The 20178-nt window shown below is 50.1% G+C and carries 16 protein-coding genes; 7 read left to right on the top strand and 9 right to left on the bottom strand.

Features of this window, described 5'->3' with window-relative positions:
• Positions 1–27 precede the first annotated feature (27 nt).
• The 7 genes from QL223_RS07000 to iolD form a co-directional block, all read right to left on the bottom strand.
• Complete coding sequence (locus QL223_RS07000) at positions 28–399, bottom strand: hypothetical protein (protein ID WP_281544298.1); 372 nt, start codon at positions 397–399, stop codon at positions 28–30.
• A gap of 149 nt (positions 400–548) precedes the next feature.
• Positions 549–1718 carry a Gfo/Idh/MocA family oxidoreductase gene (locus QL223_RS07005; protein WP_002540175.1) on the bottom strand — a complete coding sequence of 390 codons (1170 nt, stop codon included), beginning with the start codon at positions 1716–1718 and terminating at the stop codon, positions 549–551.
• Between the two features lie 2 nt (positions 1719–1720).
• A complete protein-coding gene (locus QL223_RS07010) occupies positions 1721–2560 on the bottom strand; it encodes a class II fructose-bisphosphate aldolase (RefSeq protein WP_002540174.1) in 840 nt (279 codons plus the stop codon).
• 39 nt (positions 2561–2599) lie between these two features.
• Entirely contained in the window at positions 2600–3460 is an 861-nt protein-coding gene (locus tag QL223_RS07015; protein WP_002540173.1) for a 5-deoxy-glucuronate isomerase, read from the bottom strand.
• Positions 3461–3492: 32 nt separating this feature from the next.
• Positions 3493–4524, bottom strand: a complete 1032-nt coding sequence (gene iolC, locus QL223_RS07020; protein WP_002540172.1) for a 5-dehydro-2-deoxygluconokinase — start codon at positions 4522–4524, stop codon at positions 3493–3495.
• A complete protein-coding gene (locus tag QL223_RS07025; protein WP_002540171.1) occupies positions 4517–5692 on the bottom strand; it encodes a Gfo/Idh/MocA family oxidoreductase in 1176 nt (391 codons plus the stop codon). The genes iolC and QL223_RS07025 overlap by 8 nt, the downstream gene beginning before the upstream one ends.
• 20 nt (positions 5693–5712) lie before the next feature.
• Positions 5713–7566 (bottom strand): 3D-(3,5/4)-trihydroxycyclohexane-1,2-dione acylhydrolase (decyclizing), encoded by a 1854-nt coding sequence (gene iolD / locus QL223_RS07030; RefSeq protein WP_281544299.1) that lies wholly within the window; start codon positions 7564–7566, stop codon positions 5713–5715.
• A gap of 306 nt (positions 7567–7872) precedes the next feature.
• Between iolD and QL223_RS07035 the strand changes: the two genes are divergently transcribed.
• The 6 genes from QL223_RS07035 to QL223_RS07060 all read left to right on the top strand — a co-directional run bounded on the left by QL223_RS07035 (position 7873) and on the right by QL223_RS07060 (position 13745).
• Positions 7873–8772 carry a TIM barrel protein gene (locus QL223_RS07035; protein WP_002540169.1) on the top strand — a complete coding sequence of 300 codons (900 nt, stop codon included), beginning with the start codon at positions 7873–7875 and terminating at the stop codon, positions 8770–8772.
• Between the two features lie 73 nt (positions 8773–8845).
• The gene (locus QL223_RS07040; protein ID WP_002540168.1) at positions 8846–9979 is read left to right on the top strand and encodes an ABC transporter permease; all 1134 of its coding nucleotides are present in this window, start codon (positions 8846–8848) and stop codon (positions 9977–9979) included.
• A gap of 35 nt (positions 9980–10014) precedes the next feature.
• Positions 10015–10827, top strand: coding sequence for an ATP-binding cassette domain-containing protein (locus QL223_RS07045; RefSeq protein WP_002540167.1), 813 nt, complete (start codon positions 10015–10017; stop codon positions 10825–10827).
• A 123-nt stretch (positions 10828–10950) separates the two neighbouring features.
• Positions 10951–11919: a sugar ABC transporter substrate-binding protein gene (locus tag QL223_RS07050; protein ID WP_002540166.1), complete on the top strand. Its 969-nt coding sequence runs from the start codon at positions 10951–10953 to the stop codon at positions 11917–11919.
• 212 nt (positions 11920–12131) lie between these two features.
• Entirely contained in the window at positions 12132–13184 is a 1053-nt protein-coding gene (locus tag QL223_RS07055) for a LacI family DNA-binding transcriptional regulator (protein WP_002540165.1), read from the top strand.
• Positions 13185–13235: 51 nt separating this feature from the next.
• Positions 13236–13745: a M48 family metallopeptidase gene (locus QL223_RS07060; protein WP_281544300.1), complete on the top strand. Its 510-nt coding sequence runs from the start codon at positions 13236–13238 to the stop codon at positions 13743–13745.
• Between the two features lie 22 nt (positions 13746–13767).
• Here QL223_RS07060 and QL223_RS07065 read toward each other — a convergent pair whose 3' ends face one another.
• Together QL223_RS07065 and QL223_RS07070 are read right to left on the bottom strand one after the other, a co-directional pair.
• Positions 13768–15720 carry a methyl-accepting chemotaxis protein gene (locus QL223_RS07065; protein ID WP_002540163.1) on the bottom strand — a complete coding sequence of 651 codons (1953 nt, stop codon included), beginning with the start codon at positions 15718–15720 and terminating at the stop codon, positions 13768–13770.
• A gap of 343 nt (positions 15721–16063) precedes the next feature.
• Positions 16064–18019, bottom strand: a complete 1956-nt coding sequence (locus QL223_RS07070; protein ID WP_002540162.1) for a methyl-accepting chemotaxis protein — start codon at positions 18017–18019, stop codon at positions 16064–16066.
• A gap of 503 nt (positions 18020–18522) precedes the next feature.
• On the opposite strand from QL223_RS07070, the gene QL223_RS07075 reads away from it, so the two are divergent.
• On the top strand, positions 18523–19884 hold the full coding sequence (locus QL223_RS07075; protein ID WP_002540161.1) for an MATE family efflux transporter: 1362 nt from the start codon (positions 18523–18525) through the stop codon (positions 19882–19884).
• The last annotated feature ends 294 nt before the right edge of the window (positions 19885–20178 follow it).

The following is a 20178-nucleotide window of genomic DNA, read 5'->3' on the forward strand; positions in this document are numbered from 1 at the left end:
AGCTAATAGACCCGCTCTGACAGCATATTACGTCCAGCGTTTAATCGCATCTGCCGTGTCGCTTGGATTGGTATTGAAGCAAATCGTCGCCTGTGGCGCGGCTTTATGAACGGCATTCACCAGTTTTTCAAACACCAGAAAATGGTCATCATCACGACGGACGCCTGCGCCAATCAGCACGCAGTCATAAGGTTTGCCAGTTAGTGCTTCAGTCGCTGCATCAAAAGCGGTTTCACCGTCGCGGATATAGTGCAGGTCGACAGCATATCCGAGGGTAAGAAGTCTATCGCGATCGCCTTCCAGTGCCGCGCGGAGTTTCTCTGCAGTCATGCCTGGCCACTTGTCGTAATTCACCACGTCTGGATGCCAGCCAAACAGTGCCACTTTCTTGTTATCCATCGTATCTCTCCTTGTATTGTCCTTCGCTAATGTATCGTGGGAGAGGGACATTCACTGTTCTAAATACGATAAAAAAAGCGAGCAGACCGACGACTGGCTACCTGCTCGCAAGGTTGTTTGGGTTTAAACAGTGTGTGTTTGATATGGAACTAAGTGAGGTCTCGAAGGGGTTCCCACTCACCGTCGTTGTCGCGTGAGCGAACCGCTGCATAAACAAATGCCATACCGTATGCGCCGTCCTGGACGGTTGGGTTCCACAGGCTCAGTGGTTCAGGAGTTTCGCCTGTCAGATCATCAACGATGTTGGAGGCAAAGTCGTAGTAGAGGTTGGCAAATGCCTCGCGATAGCCCTCCGGATGACCGATAGCGACATGGGAAACACGCTCTCCCGCACCTGAAAGACCTTTGCCACCTTTTGTCAGCACATAAGCAGGTTTATCGATAGGGCGGACTGTCAGCTCGTTAGGCTGTTCCTGATGCCATTCCAGGCCGCCTTTGGTGCCGTAAATGGTAAAGCTCAAACCATGCACACCGCCTGCTGCGGCTTGAGTGACCCAGAAGATGCCACGTGCGTTATTGGGGTAGCGAAGTAATATACCGCAGTAATCATCTGCTGTGCGTCCATCGACCAATGCGGTCACGTCTGCGCTCAATGAACTGGCTTCCATACCAGCGACATAACTGGTCAGGTGGTAGCTATGTGTCGCGATGTCGCCAAGGATCAAAGAAGGACCAGCAAGCTCAGGCTTCATATGCCAGTTAGAGCCAGCAAGCTCAGATTCTGTCAGCGCTGCCAAGTGTCCCTGAACGTAATTGCTTTGCACCATGGTGATGTCACCAATCAAACCCTGCGCCACCATTTCACGCGCTTGACGCACCATTGCATAGCCGCTGTAGCCGTAGGCGACGCAGTAACGCTTACCCGACGCTTTCACCCGCTTCACCAAGTCAGCAGACTCATCTTCAGTCATGGTCAGAGGTTTTTCGCAGAACACGTTGAATCCAGCGTCTAATGCGCGGCATGACAGCTCATAGTGACTGTTGTTGGGCGTCATGATGGCGAGCGCATCTATAGGCTCTTCCGCCGCTGCTTCTCCGGCAAACAAGGCATCTGGGTCACCATAAGGACGCGCAATACCCATGGATTTACCAGCAGCAATTGAGCGCTCAGGATTTGAGGAAAACACACCCGCGACAACATCAAACTCTTCATGCATGGTGGCAGATGAGCGGTGAATGGAACCGATAAAGGAATCTGGCCCGCCGCCTATTACGCCGAGTCTTAAACGTCGCCCGAGCTTCTTATACGCCTTGCTCATCGTCACTCCTTATCTGCTGCCAGGAGCGTGAGCACTCGCATGGCTTCTTGCTTCAGTGCAGGCATTGCTTTGCCCGCGAAATATTGTTTATCAAATTTATTCGGTTCTTCAGCCATGGCTTCACGAATGGCGTTGCCAAAAGCCATTCTAAGTGTCGTTCCTACGTTGAATTTACCGATTCGGCGGGTTTTGAGTTCGCGAAGATCAGCTTCAGTGATACCTGTGGTGCCGTGAATCACCAGAGGCAAGCTGGTAGCCGCTTCGATCTCATCAAGCAGGGGGAAATTAATAGGACTTCCCGCTTCTGTCATGCGATGGACATTACCGACTGAAATCGCAAGCACATCGATACCGCTTTGTTCGGCGTAAATACGTGCTTCTTCCGGGTCGGTAAATTCGGATTTGATGTGGTCGCGACCTTCCTGATAAGGCACAGAGCCAAGTTCACCTTCGACGGAAACACCAACAGCATGGGCGGCATCAGCAACCGCTCTTGTTCGGCGGATATTTTCTTCGAGAGGTAATTGTGAACCATCAAACATCACCGAACTGAATCCGGAGTGAATGGCGCGGTACACGATGGCTTCGTCATAGCAATGATCGAGGTGAACCACCACAGGTACAGAGCTGGCATGTGCCATGGGGAGCAGCATGCCCGCCATGGATTCCACACCGGCGAGATCCACCATGTCTTTGTTCACGGCGAGTATCACGGGCAAATTCAGTTCTTCAGCGGCGGCGATAATCGCCTGCGCTTCTTCAATACCAAATACGTTACAACAAGGCACCGCGCCTTGGGACGACGCGGCTTCCAGCATAAGGTCGTTCAGGGTAACTAGCATCCTTGTCTCCGTTATTGCAGGGTAAACAGACCCAAAGCGTTACTTGAACTTGGCGACCATGTCCTTGATGCCGGGAATCGTGTGTACCTGATACTCATGGTGAGGGTCGAAGTACTGCACGAGAGACTTACTCTTTTCACCGACAATGATGGTGAAGTAGTACATCTCATAACCCGGTGCGGCGACGGAAGGGTGGTAGCCTTTGTCTATGGCGATGACGCTTCCGGTTCTGACGTGGTAGACAGGTCCGTAGTCGTCTTCGTGCTCATATAGGAATTGTGCCCCAAACCCGTGACCCGGATTGAATCTGAACTGGTACACCTCTTCGTAACGCGTTTCTTGCGGCGGCCGTTCTTCATCATGTTTGTGGGGAGGAAATCCTGACCAACCTCCTGCGCCGACAGTAAACAGTTCGCTGACGAGCAATCTTCCGCGTTGGTCTGCGTTTTTCTGTCCGAGGATATGTTTGATTTTTCTGTGTGTTTTGGTGTCATCGCTGCCGTATTGCACTTTGTCTGTGTCTTCGGGCTGGATGGCGAATGGGGTGAGTTTTTCGCTGTTTTCTTCCGGCTCATAACGTCCTCCGGCAATCAATACATCGGCATTCTCTGAAACACAGGTAATGGTGGCTTGGCTACCTGCAGGCACATAGACAGCGGCGGGATCACCATCCCAAACTGACGCACGTTTGCCTATGCTGCTGAATGTTTCACCATCCACGGTGATATCGCAGGTGCCTCCAGCCAAGACAACGGCTGATTCGTATTCGTTAAGTTGGTAGCTGTACTGCTCGCCCGAAGCCAGTTTGACCGGGTTGAAATAGCAGAGGGGTGTGGTGTCGTCATTGATACCGATAACTGGCTCGTTACGGTTATCAAATGGCGCTATGTGTTTTCCCATGGTTAACTCCTTTTACCCAATTAGTGGAACTGTCACTTATCATCAGCGAAGTGATAGTCCCGGCTGCGCATGAACGCCTGAAGTGGTGCGAGAGAAGACATCGCATCTGCGCAGGTATCGCCCGTGACATTAATGGCAGCATTGGCTGCCCCCATGGCCACGGCGTCTTGTAGACAATATTGATTTAGCAGACCAAAAAGCAGGCCGGCAGCAAAGGCATCACCAGCACCGTAAGGCTTGCGCGCTTCTACTTTGAATATAGGTTGAGACAGGCTGGCGAGATTATTATCGTTATCCAACCCAAAGACATCACACCCTTCAGCGCCGCCTTTTACGATGACCAGCTCAGTGCTGCCACTTAACAGCTCTGACGCTGCGCTGACATGGCTGTCTTCGATGTCATGGGGAATGCCCATGACTTCGAATTCCTCGCGGTTACCGATCACTACATCACTGAAGGAGGTGGCGAGGCGATAAAAGTGCGGGGGATCTTCCGGCGACGCCCAAGAGTAGGGACGATAGTCGAGATCGAGCACCACCAGAGTGCCCGCCAGCTGCGCCATTTGCATGGCACAGAAGGTCGCTTCCCGTGAAGGACTGGTGGACAGCGCGGTACCTGAAACAAACAGACATCGGGCGTTGCTGAGGTAGCTGCTGTCTATGTGTTCAACACAGAGCGCAAGGTCAGCCGCGTTATTACGGTAAATCACCACTTCGGGTTCTGGACGCAACTCTGCCACAGCAAGGCTGGTGCGGTATTCACCCGTGAGCGTTGCCACACCATCCAGGTTAATCCCTTTCCCTTCCATGTAAGTGCGAACATAACGCCCCTGGGCGTCATCCGTCAGACAGGAAATAAAACCTGCTTTGGCGCCAAGTTCCGTAAGACCAATCGCTACATTCGCAGGTGATCCGCCGACGCATTTTTTGAAGCTGGATTCAGCGTTGAAGTCTGCACCGTCCGTATTGCCATAAAAATCGACCCCAGCGCGGCCCAGACAAACCACGTCTATCGGACGGTCCCTGTTGGCCTGCCAATCTGAAAGGTGAATGGAATCAGTCATAGTCCACCCAAACGGAACCGTTATCGGCCGATTTCACACAGGCATTCACCATCTTCACACCATCGATACCGCCGTCGATATCTGGGTACCAATGGCTTTCAAGGAAGGCTTTGTCATTGCGGTTGTAGGCATCAATCGCAAGTGCGTAGCGGTGATAAAGATTTGCCCAGGACTCGAAGAAACCTTCAGCATGACCACCGCCTTGACGGTTGGCTGAAACGCCAGGATCATCGTTGTGTAGGTAGCCCATACCACGCTCAAGAATACGGACAGGTTCTCCCTGAACTTCATAGCGAAGTTGGTTTGGATATTCATCCCACCATTCGAGGCTGGCTTTCTCGCCGACAATGCGGACTTTCTGCTGGTGCATCGAGCCGCTGTTGATGGCGCTCGCCCACAGTGTGCCGACTGCTCCACCTTCAAATTGGAACACCACATGGGCGTTGTCTTCCAATGGCGCGCGGGATTCGATAAAGCTTTGGCGTGAGCACATCAGGGATTTCACTTTTAGCCCCGTGATCATGCCTGCCATGTAAAATGGGTGCGTACCGCAATCGCCAATGATGAAACTTGGGCCAGATACTTCAGGGTTCATGCGCCATTTTGCGCCCGGGCTGTTTTTTTCAATCTCGGTGTTGTGGAAACCGTGGGCGAAAGACATCTGAATAACACGCACGGCGCCGATGTCACCGCGACGCACCATTTCTCGTGCCTGATGCACCATCTGGAATCCGGTGTAGCCGTACATCACCGCCAGCATCTTGTTTTGTTTTTCCGCCAAGGCTTTCAGTTCAAGCGCATCTTCAACATGAATGGTGGCGGGCTTTTCACAAATCACATGCAAACCCGCTTCCAGCGCCGCTTTGGCAATTTCATAGTGAGTAGAGTTCGGTGTGGCGATAGACACAGCCTGAATGCCGTCTTCGCGTTTGGCTTCTTCTTCAAACAGGGTTTTGTAATCGGGATAGCAGCGCTCGGGAGCAAGACCCAGCTTGGTCCCGAAGTCGCGTCCACGTTCTGCATCCAAATCCAGTGCCGCTGCAACAAAGGTAAACAGACGGTCACGCTGGGCTGCAGCGCGGTGCGAGTAACCAATCTCACTACCGCGGCCGCCGCCAACCATTCCCCAACGGATCGGTGCATCTAGCTGGAATTCTTCGTTAAACATGCGTGTTCTCCTTGTTGTTATTACACGCCACGACGCTGATTAACGCGTCCCTGTTCCCAGTTATCCCGGGCTTCGATGATATTTGGATCGTCAGAGACTTCTGACAGACCGACTTCCCACCACGCATCACAAGACGACCATTTGGTATCGTCGATGTCGACGACCAATACATAGGTGCGATCTGCGGCTTTGGCACGTTCGAAAGCGGCATCAAAGTCGCCCAAGCTGGTGACTTTCTCTGCATGTGCCCCCAGGCCTTTTGCATGACTGACAAAATCGACGCGCGGCAGGTCGTAATCACGCTCGGTGGTGCAGTCTTCCAACTGGTTGTTGAAAGCGGTGTTACCTGTGTTGGTTTGCAGCTTGCGGATCACCGCGAAACCGCCGTTATCACACACCACCACAATCATCTTGTGTCCGGTCAGTACAGAGCTGTAGATGTCGGAATTCATCATCAGGTATGAACCATCACCGACCATCACTATAGATTCATGATCAGGTCTGGCAATCTTGTTGCCCCAGCCGGCGGCGACCTCGTAGCCCATACAGGAGAAACCGAATTCCACATCCAGCGAATACGGATAGGTCGCCTGCCAGTTCATATTGATTTCAGCAGGTAAGCCGCCGGCAGCAGTAATAACCCGGTCGCCCTCATTGATAAGACCATTCACCTTTCCAATGACCTGCGCATATGAAGGCAAGGTTGTCTCCGCAAATGCCGTGCGGCCGTTAACGATATCAGTCCACGCCGCTTTTTCAGCCTTACCTTTTTCAACCCATGCAGCTTCCGTCGTCCAATCGCCGAGCTTGGCATCAAGCGGCTCAATGGTGTCTTTTGCGTCAGCAATGATGGACTGCGCCATGTGCTTGTTGGCATCAAAACGGCCAGCGTTGATGCTGATAAGTTTCATGCCGGGATCGCGGAACAGTGTCCATGAACCTGTGGTGAAGTCTTGTAAACGGGTACCAATGGCGAGCACTAAATCCGCCTCATTACACATGTGGTTGGCACTGTCTGATCCCGTTGCGCCAATCGGGCCGCAATTCAGTGGGTGATCGTCTGGCAACAAGGTACGGCCTGCGATGGTTTCCACTACCGGGATTTGGTGCTTCTCGGCAAAGCTAACCAAAGCGTCACGCGCACCGGAATAGAACACACCGCCGCCAGCAATGATCAGCGGCTTCTTGGCAGTTTTCAGCGCTTCAACGGCTGCATCTAAATCCACTTCTTCCGGCTGTGGACGGCGGATACGGTGAATTTTGGGTTCGAAGAAGCTTTCAGGGAAATCCCATGCCTGACCTTGCACATCTTGTGGAAGGGCAATCATCGCTGGGCCACAATCGGCGGGGTCCAGCATAGTCGCAATCGCTTGTGGCAATGCGACAGTCAGTTGCGACGGCGCATTGATGCGATCCCAGAAGCGGGTAACGGATTTGAATGCGTCATTCACCGTCAGTGAAGGATTGGCAAAGTGTTCCGTTTGCTGGAGCACAGGGTCAGGTAAGCGGGACTGGAATGTATCGCCGCAAAGCAAAAGCAAAGGCAGGCGGTTAGTGTGTGCTACGCCTGCCGCTGTCACCATGTTTGCTGCGCCAGGGCCTACCGACGAGGTGGCAATACCGATGCGCTGGCGCTTGTGAGCACGGGCATAGGCTACTGCAGCCAGCGCCATGGATTGCTCATTCTGTCCCCGCCATGTAGGGAAGACAGACTGGTTCTCATACAGCTGTTGCCCTAGACAGGTCACGTTACCATGGCCAAATATCGCAAAGGCGCAGCCAAACAAAGACTCCACCTTCCCATCAATCTCGATTTGCTGTGCGGCGAGGTAGCGCACCAACGCCTGAGCAGTAGTTAGCCTTATGGTTCCCATCCTTGCTATCTCCAATAATTTTCCTTGTTTGATGAAATAGTAGTCATGTAATGAAAATGTTTTCAAATGGTGAAAGCTAAAAAATCAGATTTAGCGCTCATTTTTCATTCTAGAACGCCAATCACCCGCAAAAAGCCCACTTTTGAGACGCCGTTTGGTTTGACAAAGTGAAATCATTACCATAGATGTTTAAAAAGTGTTAACGAAAAGTTTGATTATCGAAAGATTAAATCGTTTGGCGTTTGAAACGGGTTTAGCCGCGAAGCGTTAAACAGGGATGGAACATTGAATCAAGGAGACATTGCCTTGGAACTGAAAATAGCCAACGCACCATGCTCATGGGGAATTGAGTTTGCTGACAACCCGGCAAACCCAACATGGCAAACCGTATTGGATGAGATTGCTGGTGCTGGGTACGGGGCAACTGAGCTGGGACCGTTGGGTTACCTGCCGACCGATAAAGCTGCACTCAACGAGGCATTGTCAGTACGTTCATTGGGTTTGATTGCGGGGACCTTGTTCGTGCATTTGCACAAGCCGGAAGAACGCGATGCGATTCTGGAGAAAACGCGAGTGACTTGCCAAATCCTCAAGGAGCAGGGCGCGGATTTTCTGGTGGTGATTGACCACGTTTCATCACCACGCACCGATCAAGCGGGTCAGGTAGAAACGGCAACACGTCTGAATGACGAGCAATGGGCGGAAATGATGGAAACGTTACGCGGTGTCGGCACAGTGTGCGCGGAATATGGCATTACGCCAACGCTTCATGCCCATGCTGGTACTTACATTGAATACCGCGACGAGCTGGACAAAGCCATGCGTGACTTACCGCCAGAGCTGATGTCGCTGTGTGTGGATACCGGCCACTGTGTTTATGCAGGCATGGATCCGAGCGAAGTGCTCCGAACCTACAAAGAACGCGTTAAGTACCTGCATTTCAAAGATATTAACGCCGACGTGCATGCGGTATCCGTCAAGGCTGGCACGGATTTCTATACTGCAATAGGGAATAACATTTTTTGTCCATTAGGGCAGGGTTGTGTCGATTTCGACGAGGTAAGACAAACACTTATCGATATTGATTTTAACGGTTGGGTCACGGTTGAGCAGGACACTGACCCGGCAGCGAAAAGCGATGCGAAAACTGATGCCGAGAAGAGCAGAGCTTTCATTGAGAAAGCGGTGATCGCGAAAGTTGCGTAATCGAAAAAAGCTGTCATCCGGCAGCAAGGAGTCGGGCGAAAGCCCGAATACAGCAAGGAATTTGGAGGCAAGTATGTCGGTAAAAGAAGCCGAATCAGGGACAGATTCAAAACCGCTCGCACCGGGAGATGAGCGGGTTCGTAAAGTTTCAACGCTCAATCGTATGTTATCCCGCCCGGAACTGGGTTCTGTATCCGGTGCCATTCTGGTATTCGCGTTCTTCGCACTCGTCGCCTGGGACTCAGGCATGTTCAACGCTGATGGTGTCGTCAACTGGACGGTGGTGTCAGCGCAGCTCGGTATTATCGCAGTCGGTGCATGTCTGCTGATGATCGCCGGCGAATTCGACCTTTCCATCGGCTCAATGATTGGCTTTGCCGGGATGATGATTGCTATCCCTGCCGTATATTGGGGTTGGCCAGTCTGGGCTGCAATCCTATTTGCCTTTGTTGGCGCGATGGCCGTGGGCTTTATCAATGGCTACATCGTGGTTCGTACCGGGCTACCGTCTTTCATTGTTTCCCTCGCTTTCCTCTTCATTCTGCGTGGTCTGACAATCGCACTGTCTATTGCGTTGACCAATAAAACTATCATTTCTGGCGTAGGTAATCTGGCAGAAGGTGATTGGCTGGCTGCCATGTTTGGCGGCGAGATAGGGACAGGGCTATTTAACTGGCTTGGTAGCGCCGGTTGGATTGAAACCTACTCTGACGGTACGCCAGTAGTCACTGGCATCCCAATGGTCGTGGTGTGGTGGTTCTTGCTGACCGCTGTGTGTTCCTTCGTGCTGCTGCGCACCCGTTTCGGTAACTGGATTTTCGCTTCTGGTGGTGATGCCAACGCGGCGAAAAATGTTGGTGTACCGACTGACCGCGTGAAAATCCTGCTGTTCATGTTCACCGCATTCTGCGCAACGGTGTTCGCCGCTTGTCAGGTATTGGAGTTTGGCTCCGCAGCGGCTGACCGTGGTCTCTTGAAAGAATTCGAAGCCATTATCGCGGCGGTTATCGGAGGTGCACTGCTGACTGGCGGTTATGGCTCAGTCATTGGGGCTTTCTTCGGCGCATTGATTTTCGGTGTGGTGCAGATGGGTATCTTCTTTACAGGCGTGGATTCTGACTGGTTCCGCGTATTCCTCGGCGTGATGCTTCTTATCGCGGTGCTGTTTAACAACTTCATCCGCAAGAAAGTCACGAGCGCCCGCTAAACGCGGATCAGGAAACGGAATTCAGGAGAAAGACAATGGCAGAGAACGATAATTTTATCCTCGAACTGAAAAAGGTAAGCCGTTACTTCGGTTCGGTGATTGCCCTGAAAGATATCGATATGCAGGTGAAGATGGGTGAGGTGCACTGTCTGTTGGGTGACAACGGTGCAGGTAAATCTACCCTGATTAAAACCCTGGCAGGGGTGCACAAACCGTCAGAAGGTGAGTTTCTGATGAACGGTAAGCCTACCACCTTTGAATCACCGCGTGATGCGCTTGATGCGGGTATTGCAACTGTTTATCAAGACCTTGCGCTGGTTCCTTTAATGAGTGTTACCCGTAACTTCTTCATGGGTCGCGAGCTCACCAAAAAAATCGGTCCCTTTGAAGTGTTCGATACCAAAAATGCCAACGAAATTGCCAAGGCAGGTATGAAGGACATGGGTATCGACGTGCGTGACCCTGAGCACCCGATTGGCACAATGTCGGGCGGTGAGCGTCAGTGTCTGGCGATTGCGCGTGCAATTCACTTCGGTGCGAAAGTGCTGATCCTCGATGAGCCAACCGCAGCACTGGGCGTAAAGCAGTCTGCTAACGTGCTCAAAGTCGTTGCAAGGGCGCGCGGCAAAGGCCTTGCCGTGATCCTGATTACACACAATGTTCACCATGCTTACCCCATCGCTGACCGTTTCACGCTGCTGAACCGCGGTAAGAGTCTGGGTACTTGGTTGAAGAAAGATGTTACCCGTGAAGAAATCCTCGAGATGATGGCTGGTGGACAAGAGCTGGAATCACTCGAAGCAGAATTGGCTGAATTCCAGCGGGCAGATGCTGCCACGGCGAATTAGGCTTTTAGTAAGAAGAGTTAACGTGACGGGGCAGTTCGCTGCCCAACCCTTAGCTGTAACCGGGTGGGCAGCTGTACAGCTCGCCCCATGGATACAATAAATAATATAACTTGGAGACACCGGATGAATACCCTACTTAAATCTGTAGCAAAGAGAGCGTCCGTCCTTGTGTTAGCAATGGCAGCCAGTTTGGCCGCAATGCTGCCAGGTACTGCACTCGCCGATGGTGAGCGCTTTGTCCTGATCAGCCACGCACCGGACTCAGATTCTTGGTGGAACACCATCAAGAATGCGATTGGTACAGCGGGCGAACAGCTCAATGTAGAAGTGGAATACCGTAACCCTACTACCGGCGACTTGGCTGATATGGCTCGCATCATCGAGCAGGCCGTTGCGTCCAATCCTGACGGTATTATCACCACCATCGCGGACTATGAAGTGCTGAAAGGTCCACTGGAAAAAGCGAAGAAAAAAGGTATTCCTGTTGTCACCATCAACTCGGGTACTCACCAGCAAAGTGAAGACGTGGGTGCAATTCTCCACGTTGGACAACCAGAATATGATGCGGGTTACGGCGCAGGTAAACGTGCTAAAAAAGACGGCGTGAAAAGCTTTGTCTGTGTTAACCACTACATCACCAACCCAGCTTCTGTAGAACGCTGTCAGGGTTTTGCTGATGCTCTGGGTGTTGAGCTTGGCAGCCAGATGATCGATGTGGGTCAGGATCCAACAGGCATCGAGAAGAAAGTGTCTGCTTACCTGCGTGCGAATCCAGATACAGAAGCCGTGCTGACACTGGGTCCAACATCTGCTCACCCAACTATCCGTGCATTGGATAAGAGCCGTCAGCTGGGCAAAATTTACTTCGGTACGTTTGACTTGAGCGGCGAAATTGCTCAGGGCATCAAAGACGGTCATATCCAGTGGGGTATCGACCAGCAACCATTCCTGCAAGGTTATGTGCCTGTTATGGTGCTGACTCTGTACAACCGTTACGGTATTTCTCCATCTAACAACATCAACTCTGGTCCAGGTTTCGTGACTAAAGAGAACGTTGAGTTGGTAGAAAAACTGGCTGGCGAATATCGCTAACCATGAAAAGCGCCCGGCAACCCTCCGCCGGGCGCGCTCTTTTCAGACTTCCTTCACTTGAAATTGTCTGAACCTGACCAGCACTTTTAGTCATTTCTAATGAAAAGGCGTCGGCCCAGCTTGTGCAGCTGAAAACATTTTCATTATTATGGTGTTGCGCCTGGGGCTATATACCTGAGGGCGAAGGAACGACATTGTAAGCAGGAAAGCGTATGACGAAAGAAACCAACGTTGCCGTTGCAGCAACACAGATTCAGAAAAAACGTAAAGTCACTGTCGTTGAAGTGGCTGAAGCGGCAGGCGTTTCTGTCTCTGCGGTCTCCCGCGCGTTTAATCCTGATGCGAGTATTTCCAGACCACTGCGCGAAAAAGTCTTTAAAGCGGCAGCGTCGTTAAACTACAAACCGAACCGTTTGGCGAGGGGGATTAAATCCCGCTCTAGTCTTGTCGGCATTCTGATGACCGACTTCAACAACCCGTTTTATCTGCCCATTCTTTCCCGCTTTACCACTGAAATCCAAAAGCGTAACTGCCATAGCCTTCTTATCCACGTCGATGGTGAGATGGATATTCAGGAAGCCGTCGAGCTGGTGATGGAATACAACGTTGATGGCCTAATCATCACGTCGGCATCACTACCGCAAGAGCTTGTTGATGCGTGCCACTCCCAGAATACACCGGCAGTTATCTTTGGTCGCGACTCCAGTGAAAACAGTGTCACTGTAGTGAGTTGTGACAATGTGCTGGCAGGAAATATGGCGGCAGATATGCTGCTCGATGCTGGCTATACCAAACCGGCTTTTGTGGCAGGACCGATTGGTACATCAGCGACGATTGACCGCCAACGCGGATTTATTAGTCGCCTGATGGAGCGCGGCTGCAATCAGTGGCAAGTCGTTGAGGGTGGAGAGTTCAGCTACGACGCTGGCTACGATGCCACCTTGCGTATTTTCCAGCACACAGAAAAGCCAGACGCGTTGTTTTATGCCGATGACATCATGGCCTGTGGTGGTATGGATGCACTGCGTTATGAGCTTGGCCTGAGTGTGCCTGAAGATATTGGTGTTGTCGGCGTCGATGATATTCGCCTTGCGAAAAGTCGCTCCTACAACCTTTCCACGATTCGTCAGCCGAACGAGCAGATGATTCAAAGTACCATTGATGCCTTGTTCGAGCACATCGCTGATCCACATTTACCGCCACAGTCCATTACCTTACCGTGTGAAGCGGTGGTGCGCGGTTCAACGCAAAAGACGCGCACTTGATATCGGTGTAAACTCTGCCCAGTTCCCAAAAGTCAACAGACCCTATAAAGCATGAACCCTGCACTCCGTTATTTGGGTGGTTACCCTGAAAACCTTATTGAGCAAGTTTCCCGTTTGATTGAAACCGGCAAACTCGGCGCGTGGCTGGAACAGCGCTACCCACACATACACGACATCAAGTCTGAAAAAGCGCTTTACGATTATGTGCAGGAGATAAAGAACCAATACCTGAAGAAGTCTTCGCCGATCAGTAAAGTGGCCTATGATGGCAAAATCCATGTGGTGAACAATGCGCTTGGGCTTCACAGCTTTGTGTCACGCGCTCATGGCGGAAAGCTAAAGGCCAAGAATGAAATCCGCATAGCGTCGATGTTCAAGGACGCGCCGGAGCCTTTCCTTCGAATGCTGGTGGTTCACGAACTGGCGCACTTGAAAGAGAAAGACCACAATAAAGCCTTCTATCAGCTTTGTTGCCATATGGAGCCGGATTATCACCAGTTGGAATTTGATGCGCGCTTGTATCTGATTCATATGGAAAGCCAGAAAAACGCGCTGAAATAGCGCGTTTTTGCCATCTGTGGAATTATTGGATAGAAAACCGCCCAACGATCTGATTGACGTTATCGGTGATTGCGGTGAGGCCATGCGCTTCTTTTGATAGTTTCTCAGCGCCCGAAGCTGTGCTCTTACCCAAGTCATTTAAATGTTCTACGGACAGATTAATGTTTGTTACGACAGTATTTTGCTCTTCGGCAGCGACCGCAATCTGGTGGTTCATGTCTCTGATACTGGCAACTGTGCTGGAGATGGTGGTGAGGGCATCACGAGCCTTATTCGCTTTTTCATATGTCGCGTTAGCTTCGTTTGCACTCACTTGCATCGATTCAACAGAACGCTTCGACTCGCTTTGTAGTCGTGAAATCAGCTCCTGAATTTCTTCTGTGCTTTGCTGAGTGCGACTGGCAAGGCTCCGCACTTCGTCAGCAACGACAGCAAAACCACGCCCTTGCTCACCAGCCCGGGCAGCCTCAATAGCGGCATTGAGAGCGAGTAGATTGGTTTGCTCTGCGATTCCCCGGATGGTATCTAAAATGCAGCCCACATTATTCGTTTCAACTTCAAGGTTGGCGATCACCTGGCTTACTTCGCCAATGTTACCCACGAGATTTTCAATGCTGTTTTGCGTTGCCTCCAACGTGGATTGGCCTTCATGGGCAGCATTGTCAGCTTGATTGGAAAGATCAGAAGCATACTGTGCATTCTGCGCGATATCCTTCACCGTACTGGAAAGTTCATTTATCGCAGTTGCGGTCTGATTGAGTTGTTCAGCCTGTGACTCTGAGTTTCGAGCCGTTTCATCGGTGACCTCTACCAGTGTGGTTGACGCGACATTCAGGGATTTCATTGATTGAGAGAGTTGCTTAATGATATCCCTAAGGTTCACAGTCATTTCCCGCATTGCTGCGTATATACCCGTCACCTTTTTCTCTGGTGAGAGTTCTTTCTTGAGTATACCCTCAGCAATTTCCCGTGCCATGGCCTCAATTTTTCTGGGCTCGCCACCAATAGGTCTACGGATGGTTTTAGTCATAAAAATGCTGAGTAATATGCCAACAAAGATGGCGATACCAGAAACAACAAACACCGCTGTTAAAGCATTGCCACTTTTTTCTATTGTTTGTTCGCCTAAAACACTCTGAGACTCGAGCGACGACATTTTGTAGTTAGTGAGATTTCCGGTGACTTGTGGCCCTACAACATCAATGACTTTAAAGACGCGGTTCGTGCCTTCTTTTACGATTTTTGCGATGTCTTGTAGTGCAACAATATAGTCCATATGGGCATCAGCAAAAGCGTTTAAAAGTTCGTCCTCCTGTCCCGCCAAAATGCCTTCTAGCGAAATAAAAGGTTGGAGTGCTGCATTGAGCTCGAGCAGTGCTGTATTCAAGTCTTGAGGGGAGTAGCTGATGAGATATTTTGCGGTGAAAAGTCGTCCCAAGAGCAGTTTTTCCTGAACTTCAGAAGCGAAGAAAATGACCTCTACATCACCGATGGCTTTGGCATTTGTCATGATCTGTTTGGTGGTCTGGTACATACTCAGGCCATTGGGGTCTAGGCGTTGCTTGACGACATTATTCATGTCCTGAAAATCTTGTACCACTAACGCAAAAGTTTGTGCGTATTCTTCCAGCAAGGTCCGTGACTCTTCTAGCCAAGCCTTGCGCTCTGAATCGGTCTCATTTGCTAGGATGAAGGCTATCTTTTTTTCCACCTTAGTCAGCTTTTCCCCGACCAAGGTAGCATCTTCCGGGTTTTGCGTTTTAAAAAATCTTTGAGCGACAACACGGGCATAGAGTAGGGCAGACTGAGCTTCCGCTGCATGGTTAGAGTTTATCGCTAATGCATGATACTGGCGGGTATTCGTGTAACTATTTGACAAGCCATTGTAGCCAACGACTGATACTACGAGTAGCAAAGCAAGGACGGCTGAGAAAGACAGGGTCAATTGCTTCGCAAGTGTAATTTTGCCTAGCATGGGTCTCTCCTAAATTGGCTGGCACCTCTGCAAGAATTGCGAGCTTCCGCTTTTGTGAGAAGGTCTTGATTCCGGGTTATGCAAAAAAGGCTTACTGACTTAACACTCGGTCGTAATACCAATAACGCGCAGCGAATCTTCAATCCAACAAAAGTGAAACAATCAATCAATAAGTGATTCACATGCGAGTCGCGTGGTTATGGTTTTTTACAGTTATGGGAGTCATGGTGAGATGTGGAGGAGTACATTCCGAAGTTTATAACCGGAAGAGGCTTGCATTGCTCAATGAAATAGCCCCCGGAGGAGGGGGCTAATTCATTACATGGAGAAGAAGTGCGATGGGTTAACCAATCGAGAATTTACCCACGATCTGGTTTACGCCGCTGGTAATCGAAGTAAGTCCGTGGGCTTCTTTCGAGAGTTTGTCTGCACCGGATGCCGTGCTCTTACCCAGCTCATTCAACTGTTCGACCGCTTGGTTAATGCTGGTCACCACAGTGTTCTGCTCTTCTGCTGCGACCGCGATTTGATGGTTCATGTCACGGATGTTCGATACCGACTCTGTGATGGAAACCAGTGCATCGCGGGTTTTGTTTGCTTTTGTCGATGTCTCTTCCGCTTCAGATGCGCTTTTACGCATGGATTCTACCGAACGTTTAGATTCGTTCTGCAAACGGGTGATCAGCGTCTGGATCTCTTCTGTGCTCTGCTGGGTACGGCTGGCAAGGCTTCTTACCTCATCAGCAACCACCGCAAAGCCCCGTCCTTGTTCACCGGCTCGGGCAGCCTCAATCGCGGCATTCAGTGCCAGCAGGTTAGTCTGCTCTGCAATGTCACGGATAGTATCCAGAATACTGCCAACGTTTTTGGTTTCGTTTTCCAGGTTCTCAATAATCTGACTAACTTCACCAATGTTACCCACAAGGTTTTCGATACTCTGGCGGGTATCATCCAACACACTCTGGCCTTCCTGTGAGTAACGATCAGCTTCATTGGCCACATCAGACGCACGCTGCGCATTTTGGGCGATGTCATCCACCGTAGAGGTTAACTGATGCATCGCGGTTGCGGTTTGACCGAGTTGGTCTGCCTGAAGCTCAGAATTTCTGGCTGTTTCCTCAGTGACGTTGACCAAGGTGCCGGAGGCATTGTTCAGAGTATTCACTGAGCTGGACAACTGGCCGACAATCTCTTTGAGGTTGCTGTTCATATCGCCCATGGCGGCAAAGATGCCTGTCGGCTGACCTTTGCTATCGAAAGACTGGGTCAGATCGCCGGTTGCAATGTTACGGGCAAGCTGTTCAATCTGTCTTGGCTCACCGCCAATAGGTCTCCGGATTGCACGCGTGACCACAATGCTCAGGAAAACCCCCACCAAGACGGCAACGGCAGACACGATAATCACCGTTTGAACTGAAGACTGGCTGTCAGACTGAGCCTCTGGCCCCAGGGTATCCTGAGCGGCACGAATGGAGGATTTAAAGTCGTTGAAGTTGGTCGTCACCTGCGGACCAATCACGTCAAGGGTGTTCGAGATACGCTCGTTTCTCGCATTGATAATTTCTGCGGTTTTCTGGAGTGCCGAAATGTATCCAAGGTGTGCATCAGAAAACTCGTTCACCATTTGTCGCTCTGCGGAAGAAACCAACAGGCGTTTGAGGTTGTTGAGGGGAGCGACGACATTGTTAAGTTCAGTCAATGAACGGTTCAAATCGTCATCAGAGTTACTGATCAGGAACTTGGCGGCAAAAAGTCTTCCCAGTAGGAGCTTCTCTTGAGCTTGGGCTGCATAGAACAGGGAATCAACTTCACCGTCTGATGATGAGTCCTCGATGATTTTTGTCATCGTCTGGCGCATCTTAAGGCCGTTAGGATCTAACTCTTGGCTGACTACCGCGTTTCGGTCTGCAAAGTCTTTAACCACCAAAGCAAAAGTTTCGCCGTATGTGGCCATCAGTTTTTTGGACTCGCTGAGCTCATTGATGCGGTTCTGGTCAGTTTCATTAACAAGAATTTTTTCGATGACTTCGTCAATGTGAGCCAGTTCTTTCTCGACCTTGCCGATTTGGGCTGGGTCTTGGGTCTTCAGGAACTTTAACGCTGCAAGTCGGGCGCTGAGTAGTGCCGACTGTGCCTCGCTGGCTTCATTGGAACTTCTCGCTAAGCCGCGGTAGTCGGTGAAATTCTTAAAGCCTTCAGAAAGACCACCATAACCCACGACAGATACAACAAGCAGCAGTGCGATGACAGCTGCAAAAGATACGGTAAGTTGCTGTGCAAGCTTAAGTTTGCCTAACATCTTAGCCTCCCGCTAAATGGCATTAATATAAGTCGCACAAAGCGACGCATGCTTGAACGTGCGTATCACTCCAGTCGCTACTGACTAAGGCTAACAAACCTAAAGCGCACAGATACGGTTTTCTCTCCTTGAAAGGCACGTACTGACAAACTGCTTTTTTTGCTAGTCAATGAAAGGCATTGAGTTATTTGTCAGTTATTAAACAAATAGTTCAATTGTGAGATGCCTTCCACAGCGTCTGACACTTTCGGTGCGCTGATGAGTTGAGTTGAATGAGAGCGCGTCAATCGAAGAAATCGTGAGTATCCCGGAATTTCGGCGCTGATTGATGCTTAATGCGCGCGATATTGATGATATTCGTCGAAACTAATCAGCACAAATTACATGGTGATTACATCGCCTTCCACTGTCGAACTTCTGTACAGTAAAGAAAAAACTTTATTAAAAAACGAAGCAAAAAAGCCGGGGTGTTCCGGCCATGTCAGTCGGCAAAAGGAGATGCGATGTCAGAAGATAATTTCACCTATTTCTTAAAACGGGCTTTGGTTCTGGGCTTGCCACTTGCTCTACAAAGTTTGTTATTCAGCAGTGGCGGTTTCATCGACAACCTAATGGTCAGCCAGTTGGGTACCGAAGAAGTGGCAGCTTCGGGTATTGGCGCTCGTGTATTTTGGTTTACGGGTATCTTCATTTGGGGAACAGGCACCGGCATGGGAGTGCTACTTGCCCAATACTGGGGAGCCAATGACGCAGAAGGATTGAGACGTAACTTTGCACTGGGCGCATTAGTGGCGTCTTTGGCGTCTTTTTTGATTTTCCTATTCTGTTGGACATCACCGGAAGTGGTGCCAGCCATGTTTAAGGTGGAAGGTGAAACAGCCGCGCTCGCAACCGAATATCTTCAAATCATCAGTATTGCACTTCTGGTCGCAGGCCCTTCAATTGCGATGGATGCCGCGCTGCGCGCTTTAGGTAAAACCCAAACTACCTTCTACATGTCCTTCATTGAAATCGCGCTGAATATTGTACTGAGTTTCATCTTAATCTTCGGTCACTTTGGTTTGCCCGCGATGGGGTTAGCAGGAGCGGGATGGGGAACCGTGATCGCCCGTTTGTTCCGTGTGTTCATGTCTCTACTGGTCATTATTTTCTACAACAAGGTGTTGATTCTCGGCCCCGCTGATTTCAGATTCAGAAAATCCACGTTCCAGAAATATGTGAATGTAACTGCACCTGTGATTGTTGGCAGTCTCATATGGAGTGGTGGCATCTTCACGTATCAACTGATCATGGGGCGCATCGGTGAAAATGAACTGGCAGCAATGGCAATCATTTCTCCTCTTGAAGCCATTACCTTATGTGTGGCCTCGGGTTTGTCGGGCGCAACGGCGATTATTGTGGGTAATGCGCTTGGTGCAAATAAGCTTGAGACCAGCGAGAAATACGCAAGGTATGCACTCAAAACAGCTGTGCTAACAGGGCTGACAGCATCGGCTCTTATTCTGATGGCGCAAAGTTATATTTTGTCTCTATATACCCAGGTGAATGACGATGTGCTGGTATTGGTTTCACTTTGCTTCCCTGTTCTCGCTATCAGTGCCTTAGTCAGAAACACCAATATTACTTTGATTGTGGGCGTACTCAGGGCAGGTGGTGATGCCAAATTCTGCATGAACATGGATGCGGTTTGCCAGTGGGTGTGGGCAGTACCAATGACCGCCATCGCAGCGATGTGGCTGGAATTACCGCTACCTTATGTATTTTTGATGATGACATCTGAAGAAATCGTGAAGTTGTATCCCACCATCAGGCGTGTGTTTGGAAACAAATGGGTAAACAACCTGACAATTGAAGAAACCGTATAAATACAGCGGGCTATCTATTAATAAAGTACGATCTAAGCGCTCGTACTTTTTAATTGTTTAAATGTGGCTTATATGATTCTAAGTATTGATAATGTGTTTTACATTTCCGCCATGAATGATGAATTTTAAATAAATCCTTACCGAAATTTATTCTAATTCACTAATATTTGGTATTTTTTCACTCCAAACAATCCATCTTAAATCATTCCAATCTAATTTATTTCTCATGCTTAGGTTTGATATTGTTATTAACATTCGAGCCCTTGTTTGCTCACCTATTTGAATACGTATAAA

It is taken from the genome of Grimontia sp. SpTr1 (genome assembly GCF_947387585.1).
GTDB lineage: Bacteria > Pseudomonadota > Gammaproteobacteria > Enterobacterales > Vibrionaceae > Enterovibrio > Enterovibrio indicus.